Annotated in this window: 7 protein-coding genes and 1 pseudogene; 1 reads left to right on the forward strand and 7 read right to left on the reverse strand. The window is 52.9% G+C overall.

The window, feature by feature from the left end:
• Positions 1-24 precede the first annotated feature (24 nt).
• The 6 genes from phnK to phnF are packed head-to-tail and all read right to left on the reverse strand — an operon-like array spanning position 25 to position 4,427.
• Positions 25-786 carry a phosphonate C-P lyase system protein PhnK gene (phnK, locus tag K5Y32_RS08725; RefSeq protein WP_222182823.1) on the reverse strand — a complete coding sequence of 254 codons (762 nt, stop codon included), beginning with the start codon at positions 784-786 and terminating at the stop codon, positions 25-27.
• Positions 776-1,624, reverse strand: a complete 849-nt coding sequence (locus K5Y32_RS08730; protein WP_222182824.1) for an alpha-D-ribose 1-methylphosphonate 5-phosphate C-P-lyase PhnJ — start codon at positions 1,622-1,624, stop codon at positions 776-778. The genes phnK and K5Y32_RS08730 overlap by 11 nt, the downstream gene beginning before the upstream one ends.
• Positions 1,617-2,693, reverse strand: coding sequence for a carbon-phosphorus lyase complex subunit PhnI (locus K5Y32_RS08735; RefSeq protein ID WP_222182826.1), 1,077 nt, complete (start codon positions 2,691-2,693; stop codon positions 1,617-1,619). The genes K5Y32_RS08730 and K5Y32_RS08735 overlap by 8 nt, the downstream gene beginning before the upstream one ends.
• Positions 2,693-3,268, reverse strand: a complete 576-nt coding sequence (gene phnH / locus K5Y32_RS08740) for a phosphonate C-P lyase system protein PhnH (protein WP_222182828.1) — start codon at positions 3,266-3,268, stop codon at positions 2,693-2,695. The genes K5Y32_RS08735 and phnH overlap by 1 nt, the downstream gene beginning before the upstream one ends.
• Positions 3,268-3,714, reverse strand: coding sequence for a phosphonate C-P lyase system protein PhnG (gene phnG, locus K5Y32_RS08745; protein ID WP_176972918.1), 447 nt, complete (start codon positions 3,712-3,714; stop codon positions 3,268-3,270). Before phnG ends, phnH begins: the two co-directional genes overlap by 1 nt.
• Positions 3,711-4,427, reverse strand: a complete 717-nt coding sequence (gene phnF, locus K5Y32_RS08750) for a phosphonate metabolism transcriptional regulator PhnF (protein WP_008105516.1) — start codon at positions 4,425-4,427, stop codon at positions 3,711-3,713. The genes phnG and phnF overlap by 4 nt, the downstream gene beginning before the upstream one ends.
• Before the next feature lie 587 nt (positions 4,428-5,014).
• Between phnF and K5Y32_RS08755 the strand changes: the two genes are divergently transcribed.
• Entirely contained in the window at positions 5,015-7,684 is a 2,670-nt protein-coding gene (locus tag K5Y32_RS08755) for an Ig-like domain-containing protein (RefSeq protein WP_222182830.1), read from the forward strand.
• Positions 7,685-7,823: 139 nt separating this feature from the next.
• Here K5Y32_RS08755 and cbl read toward each other — a convergent pair.
• Positions 7,824-8,140, reverse strand: a pseudogene (gene cbl / locus K5Y32_RS24875) (HTH-type transcriptional regulator Cbl); the annotation flags it as partial.
• Positions 8,141-8,367 lie beyond the last annotated feature (227 nt).

Below are 8,367 nucleotides of genomic sequence, written 5' to 3' on the forward strand. Positions count from 1 at the left end.
CCTGGTTAATGTCCGCACCCGCGCTCAACTCAACACCGATGAAACCAGCAGCTGCGTATACGGATGATGCGGATCGTCCAGCACCCGGTCGGTCAACCCGCTCTCCACCACGCGGCCCTGCTTCATCACCAGCAGGCGATGCGCCAGCAAACGCGCCACGCCGAGATCGTGCGTCACAATCACCACCGCCAGATTCAACTCGCGCACCAGCGTGCGCAGCAGATCCAGCAGGCGCGCCTGCACCGACACATCCAGCCCGCCGGTTGGCTCATCCATAAACACCAGCGTCGGCTGCGTCACCAGGTTGCGGGCAATCTGCAAACGCTGCTGCATACCGCCCGAAAAGGTGGTGGGCAGATCGTCGATGCGATTAGCGGGGATCTCCACATCCTGCAGCCAGCGCATCGCCTCTTGACGAATATCACCGTAATGACGATGGCCCACCGCCATCAGCCGCTCGCCTATGTTGCCACCCGCCGTCACCTGCGGACGCAAACCGTCGAGCGGATGCTGATGCACCACGCCCCATTCGGTGCGCAGCAAGCGGCGGCGATCGCTCTCACTCAGCTGATAGAGATCCTGTGCGCGATAAAGAATGTTGCCCTGCTGCGGCGCTAAGCGTGCCGACAGGCTGCGCAACAGCGTGGTTTTACCCGATCCGGATTCCCCGACAATGCCTAACACTTCGCCGGGATAGAGCTCAAAACTCACCTCTTCAAACCCTTTGCCGGGCGCGTAAAGGTGGGTGAGATGGTTGACCGCAAGCAGCGGCTGTTCACTGTGCATGCTGTTGTTCCTGCTGCTGGTGGCAAAAATCGGTATCGGAGCAGACAAACATGCGCGTACCGGCGTCATCCATCACCACCTCGTCGAGGTAGCTGTGGCGCGAACCGCACAGCGCGCAGGGTTCTTCCCACTGCTGCACGCTGAACGGGTGATCGTCGAAGTCGAGGCTTTCCACTTTGGTGTACGGCGGCAGCGCATAGATGCGTTTCTCACGTCCGGCACCAAACAGCTGCAGCGCCGGCATCATGTGCATCTTGGGGTTGTCGAATTTAGGGATCGGCGACGGATCCATCACGTAGCGATCGTTGACCTTCACCGGATAGGCATAGGTGGTGGCGATATGGCCGAAGCGGGCGATATCTTCATACAGTTTCACCTGCATGATGCCGTACTCCTCCAGCGCGTGCATGGTGCGGGTTTCGGTCTCACGCGGTTCGATAAAGCGCAGCGGCTCAGGAATTGGCACCTGGAAAATCAAAATCTGATCTTCCTCGAGCGGCGTTTCCGGAATGCGGTGACGCGTCTGGATCAGCGTGGCGTCACGGGTCGCTTCGGTGGTGGCCGCGCCGCTGACGCGCTGGAAGAAGCGACGAATCGATACCGCGTTGGTGGTGTCATCCGCGCCCTGATCGATCACTTTCAGCACATCGACATCGCCAATGATGCTGGCGGTGATCTGAATGCCGCCGGTGCCCCAGCCGTAAGGCATCGGCATTTCGCGTCCGGCAAACGGCACCTGATAACCGGGGATCGCCACCGCCTTCAGAATGGCGCGGCGGATGGTGCGTTTGGTCTGCTCATCCAGATAACCGTTGTTGTAGCCGGTTAACTCACTCATGGTTCTGCTCCTGATGCGGTTGGCGCAGTTGTTTCAGCAGCTCAAGCTCCGCCTGGAAATCGACGTAGTGCGGCAGTTTCAGATGCGAGACAAAGCCCGCCGCTTCCACGTTGTCGGCATGTGACAGCACAAACTCTTCGTCCTGCGCCGGACCGGCAATGCGTTCGTGGTACTCCGGTGCCTGCAGCGCGCGATCCACCAGCGCCATCGCCATCGCTTTACGCTCGGAACGGCCAAACACCAGGCCGTAACCGCGCGTAAAGTGCGGCGCGAGATCGGTTTCAGTGGTGAAGCCGTTCACCATCTCGCATTCGGTCAGCAGGATTTCGCCAATCTCAATCTCAAAGCCCAACTCTTCCGGGCAGATTGACACGCTGAGATAACCGGTACGAATTTCACCGGCGAATGGATGGTTGCGGCCGTAGCCGCGCTGCGTTGAGTAGCCGAGCGCCAACAGGAAACCTTCGTCGCCGCGCACCAGCTGTTGCAGCCGTGCGGCGCGCGTGGCCGGATAACCTGGCGGTTCGCGGGTGATGTCGCACGGCTCGCTGCCGTCATCCTCTTCGCGTGCCGCCAATCCTTCCGCCGTCATCATGCTGAACACGTGCGGACAACGTTGTGGCAGCGCCTGATCGTCGCGCGGTGCGGCAGGCGTTTCGCCATTCGCCAGCAGCGTAAAATCGAGCAGACGATGGCTGTAATCGTAGGTTGGGCCGAGCACCTGGCCGCCCGGCAAATCTTTGTAAACCGCCGAGATACGGCGTTCGATGCGCATCTCAGCGGTTGCCAGCGCCAGGCTATCGGCGAGGCGCGGCAGCGTGGTGCGATAGGCGCGCAGCAGAAAGATCGCTTCCACCAGGTCGCCGCTCGCCTGTTTGATCGCTAACGCCGCCAGTTGCGGATCGTAGATGCCGCCTTCGGTCATCACGCGATCGACCGCTAAACCCAACTGTTGCGCGACCTGATCGCAGCCCAATTCGGCGACCTCGCGATCGCCACGGCGCAGATCGGCCTGCAGCTGATGGGCGCTGGCTATCGCCTTTTCGCCCCCTTTGACCGCAACGTACATCAGCACACCTCCACGTCGGTGGTGCGTGGCAGCGCCATCATCGCTTCACCGCAGGTGAAAATCAGATCCACCCCCTGTGGGAACGGATGCGGACGCTCGCGCAAATAATGCAGAATCGCTTCCGGCAGCTGCGGCGCAACGGCGCGCGGCTCACGTAAGCCGGGCCCCGACAGGCGCAGCGTTAAGCCACCGCTCAGTGACGGCACTTCCACAATCAGCGTGGTGCTTTTTTCCGGGGACATGTTATCGCCAGAAGCAAACAGCGCCGGATCCGGATTGGCCGCCGCGTGCGTCAGCGCAAAGGGGGCATCGCGCTCATCGACAATCGGCACGCCGGTGTGGAAACGCAGATTGCTGCGCACCACGTCATTATCGATGCGGCCATCCAGCCACAGCGCGCTCTCCTGATCGACCAGCGTCAACAGCACCGCCGTGGCCGCCGGCGAGAGATCGCCCCAGCCCTGTTGCAGCGGCAGCGATACCATCACGCCCGGCTCGCTCATCGCTTTGAGAATGCGGCGGAAGGCACGTTGGGCATCGGCCACCGGATGGTTAAAACTTGCCAGTAAAGTCATCAGTTATCTCCGCGAACCAGCGTAAAGAAATCCACTTTGGAGCTGGCGATTTCACGCGCGCGCAGCTGACGCTGCTCTTCACGCAGGGCCGCCAGCGGGGCAATCAATTTTTCCTGTAACAGCGCCTGGGTTTCCGGCTGTTGCAGCAGCGCATCAATCAGCGCGCAGCGTTCGGCGTGCGATTTGTCACGCCCCAGCACGTAGCTAAAGCCGAGCGTGCCGTCATGCAGTTTCACGACCGCGCGCGTCACCGTGGCATCGCCCATCACGAAGCGCTTGCCGCTGCCGCCCATGCGCGCCTGCAGGCGGGTCAAACCGGTTTCCGCCGGACGGATGCGTTCAAAATCAGCGTTGATACGTAACGGCTGCCAGTGCGCCTCAAGCTGGCTGGCTTCACTGTGCGCCAGCACCGAAAGCCAGTGCTGGCGGGCTGTTTGCTGTGTCATTCGTGCTCCAGAGTCAGTTCAATCATGTCGCCACGCGTCAGGCTGACGGAGTATTCCGCTACCTGACCGTCGCTATGTTTATTCAGGGTGCGCACGCACAGCAGCGGCGACTGCAGCGCAATCTCCAGCTGCTTGCACTCTTTGGCCTGCGCGCGACGCGTGCTGATGCGGGTTTGGCTGCGCGTCAGGCTCAGGCCAAGCTGCTGCTGCATAAAGTCGTGCAGCGAACCGCTGTGAAACTGTTGCAGCGCCGGCCACCAGCTGAGTTCCGCCAGGAAGTGGTTGATGACGCACACCGCCACGCCATTGACGCGGCGCAGCGTGCGTAAATGGATAACGTTGTCACCTTCGTTGACGCCCAGCGCGCTCGCCACATCGCTGCTCGCCGGACGCAGCACCGCCAGCAGACGCTCGCTGGTGGGATGACTGCCCTGCTCCATCAGGTTCTGGCTGAAGCGCGCCTGTGCATGCAGCGGATAGTCGTAAGGACGCATCAGCACCAAAATGCCCACGCCGTGACGCCGTTGCAGCAGGCCTTTGTTGACCAGTTCATCAACCGCGCGCCGCAAGGTGTGACGATTAACTTCGTAGTGATCGGCCAGCTGTTGCTCAGAAGGCAGATAATCGCCGCAGCGATAGCGCTCCTGCAGCGCCTGCTCCAGTTGGGCGGCAACGGCCTGATACACAGTGGTCGGATGTCTGGATATCTCCATCACGCTCAATACCTCATTCGCATTGGTTGAGGAACGCAGCGGGCTTGCTGCGGGATGGCGATTACATTGCGCATGTCAGATGACAGCACCGTGACGGCTCAATGACGGGCGGATGAATTTGCTTAGGGCAGAAAAATTACAGTTGAACGGCGGGCAATTTAATAATTTATTTTTAACTTTAATCTTTATGAAAATTCTGTAAAAAACCACCCCTGATGCTCAAAGCAAGACAGGTGTGTTCATTTGCACAACAGTCATAAGAGAACCTAAAAAACCATCGGCATGAACTCAAATGAAGGGGGGTAAAGATTGATTTAATTAACGCTACACAATGTAAGAATTTTTCTTAACTCTCTCAGCGCGAGAGCTTCTGGCTATACCTATTCTCTCATTAGTTCAATCTTTTTAATAACGGCGTTATTTAACTGATTTCTTACAAGACATTTCTCGTATAAGTCGTTAAAGGTTCGGGCCATTCTTAATCGCTGAAAATACTTATAGATTGCTGAGCCTCTCCGCAAGCAACATCTTGTATTTTAATTTTATTCAACACCAAAATTTCAAAACATCAGAAAAGGTTTTATCTAATGATTTACTCCATCATGGCCGATATGAATAGTCTCATCACCATAGAACACGATACACCATATCCAGGGTTCAGTATCAAAAATCCACTGCCTGATGAAGTTGGCACTACAGTGTTTATCACCATCAATAATCAGACCTTTACCACGATCATTGATGCAAACGGCTTGTGGAGCTGGAAAGCGTCAACGCCGTTCCCTGATGGTGATTACAGCGTAGCAATTCGCTACGTTGATCTGGCAGGTAACTCTTCCGATACGTCGCAGTTCTCTATGGTGATTGACACTACCCCACCGGAAGCGCCGATACTGCTGAACATGTATGATGATGTGGGTAATAAACAAGGAAGTTTTGATTCTAAAGATATCACTGATGACAGCCGCCCAACGCTCACTGGTCAGGCACAAAAAGGGGCTATTGTTTACCTCAAGGATGCTTCCGGCAAAACCCTTGGCAGTGCAGTGGCGGATGAAGTTACTGGCATTTGGAAGTTAACACCGGATACCGATCTAAAAAACGGTAGCAATAGTCTTACGCTGGTGGCTGTTGAAATGTTTGCTGGTAAAGAACGCATTGGTGCTGAAACGGCACCCTTCATCATAACAATTGCCAATGACAGCCCCTCAATTAAGCCTGAGATCACTCATGCGTGGGATGATATGGCCCCGTTTACTGGCATGCTGGCAGACAATGCCGTTACCGACGATAAAACTCCTATACTGCACGGTCATGCCGATGCTAACAGCATTGTCTACATTCATTACCGTAATGCAAACGGCAGTTGGCTTATATTAGGCACCGCAGTAGTCGACAGCCAGGGGCAATGGTTTCACGAGAGCAAAGAATTGGCCGCTGGCGAATATGAGTTCAGTGCCCAATCTAGCAGTATTATGCAACCGGGAACCAATGTGTTTAAACTGAACATTGTTGAAACCGCATCATTCAAACCTACAATTGATCAAGCTTGGGATGACGTTGGTAAAGAAATCGGCGTGATTGATAAAGGCGGCAGGACCGATGATCGCCAGCCTACGTTAAATGGTCAGGCAGAAGCTAACAGCATTGTGCAGATTGAGATGAAAAAGGCTGGGGGTGCCTGGCAAAGCGGTTTTAGCGTTATTGCTGACGCGCAGGGTAATTGGAAATTTACACCCGATCAGGAACTTGCCCTATCTCAGTGGTCATTCCGGGCCAAAACAACCACCGGTAATTACAGCGACAGCTACGATTTCACCATCATTGATGATCAGCAATCCACCGGAAGTAAATGGGATTTTGAAACCTATTCGGGTAATGGCTGGTCATTTGGCAACCATTTTACCTATGATGGACTTGATTTCATGTTGGGTAAGGAGTTCAATTATTTAAGCGATCCAGAGTTCAGGGTGGATTACGATCCAACGCTGAAAACTAATGTATTACTTATTAACACAAATGAAAAATTAAGCGATGAAGAAAATATTGTTACATTAAAGTTACCTGAAAAGTGTAATTACTTCCAACTGGACGCTATTGCCTGGGATAGAGGTATAAACTCTAACTGGGATAAAGGTGAAAACTATTTATCATTCTATAATGATCAACATCAGGAAATTGGTCGCGTTTATCACGACCCTAAAATTATCGATGATATCCAGCAACTGAAATTTTACACGGCTAAAAATGAAATCTCTTATGTAGAATTCCATTTTGACCCTGCATCCAGAGGCCTTTATCGCTACGCGGTAGACAACATTTCGGTCAAGCGTGACTATGATCCATTTTTTGACTTATCCTCAGGAGAAGCTAAATTTGGAGAACAATTGGTAGGTAATGATTACCGAGGCACTGATAGCCTTCATTTTGGTAATATCAAGTACCACATTGATATTGCACTGAATTTCTCACTCACTGCAGACAAATATACTCATGCAATGAAAATACCAAAATGGTCCCAGGTTACATTAGAAGTTGAGGCTACAGATAAGGTGTCATTCACTTTAGGCGCATACGATGATTCCAATGATTATTTTAGAGAGACATGCATTAATTATTACTCAATTAATAACAAACTTCTTTATTCTGTTCGACCGAATCCCGATGGAGGCGATTATACTTACACCGCACCAGCGGGTGAACGTATCGGCTCAGTTAAATTTGTCACCGGCAGGATCGATGATGACACCAGTTTAGATCTGATGAATTTCAAATGGGGAAGCGCATCGACTCACGCCAGTGCATCAGACATCATGACGGTAGGTAAGGATATTATAGTCAATACAGTTTCCGATCTGAGCGAATTAGAGGGCATCTTAGATGTTAACGAGCTGGTTATACGTGGTGATAATCAAGTGATTGATCTTGGCTCTCTTAGCCAGAAAATCTCCTCACTTGCACAGATCGACATCACTGGCTGCGGAAACAATATGTTAAAAGTGGACATTGACAGTCTGCTTACTACCGGTGAAAAAGATTTGTTTATCGCCGACGGTAAAACGCAAATGCTGGTTAAAGGTAATAAAGGCGATATCGTGAAACTCTCCGATATTCTGCCGCAAGGCATGGATAATAATGGCGACTGGGTGAAGCAAAATGGAAACATCACCATTTCCGGCGTTAACTATAACGTTTATAGCCACGGCAATGATAGCGAGTTGTTTATTCAACAAGGTATCAAAATTGAAATGATTTAAGCGTTAACGTTTGGAAGTAAGTTCATTGAGGCCACAGTTCATAACTGTGGCCTCACTCTTTTGAAGGTAATGTTGACGCTGTTTAATCTTTACCCAGCATGGAGCCACGTCGGGCCTGTACAACAAGAGACAAGGGAGATTAAATCTGGAAGTCGATAGCCGGTTCGTTTTCTGCCTCGTCGGAAAGCGCCTGACGTTTGATCTCCTCCAGCGACAGATTGGCATTACAGCGTTCGGAGCGTTGCCAGACGTCATTAAGCTGCGACTCACCGCGCTTGAGGCCGAGCCACACCGTATTGGCATCGAACAGATGATGCGTCTCGATTTTTACCCGGTCTGCACCTTCTTGAATATCACACGCCTGATCGGCCGCATGCCCACACCAGGACCAGGTTCAACATAGGTTTTCACCACGTCAGAATCATGTGCGTTGGTTTGTTGTACTCGGATGTCTGGATATCCCCATCGCGCTCAATACCTCATCTGGTTGAGGAGTGCAGCGAAGTTCACTGCGGGATGGCGATTACATTGCGCATGTCAGATGACAGCGCCGTGGCGGCTCAATGACGGGCGGATGAATTTGCTTTAGGGCAGGAGGCGTGCGGCGAAACAGCGGCAGTTTTAATAAATTATTTTTAACTTCAATCTTTATGAAAGTCTGTAAAAAATCACTCCTGATGCTC

Source organism: Pantoea sp. DY-15, assembly GCF_019795935.1.
GTDB classification, from domain to species: domain Bacteria; phylum Pseudomonadota; class Gammaproteobacteria; order Enterobacterales; family Enterobacteriaceae; genus Pantoea; species Pantoea leporis.

Coding starts and splice junctions, on each gene's coding strand:
- K5Y32_RS08735 (WP_222182826.1), bottom strand. CDS start 2,693: ATGTACGTTGCGGTCAAAGGGGGCGAAAAGGCGATAGCCAGCGCCCAT.
- phnK (WP_222182823.1), bottom strand. CDS start 786: ATGCACAGTGAACAGCCGCTGCTTGCGGTCAACCATCTCACCCACCTT.
- phnG (WP_176972918.1), bottom strand. CDS start 3,714: ATGACACAGCAAACAGCCCGCCAGCACTGGCTTTCGGTGCTGGCGCAC.
- phnF (WP_008105516.1), bottom strand. CDS start 4,427: ATGGAGATATCCAGACATCCGACCACTGTGTATCAGGCCGTTGCCGCC.
- K5Y32_RS08755 (WP_222182830.1), top strand. CDS start 5,015: ATGATTTACTCCATCATGGCCGATATGAATAGTCTCATCACCATAGAA.
- K5Y32_RS08730 (WP_222182824.1), bottom strand. CDS start 1,624: ATGAGTGAGTTAACCGGCTACAACAACGGTTATCTGGATGAGCAGACC.
- phnH (WP_222182828.1), bottom strand. CDS start 3,268: ATGACTTTACTGGCAAGTTTTAACCATCCGGTGGCCGATGCCCAACGT.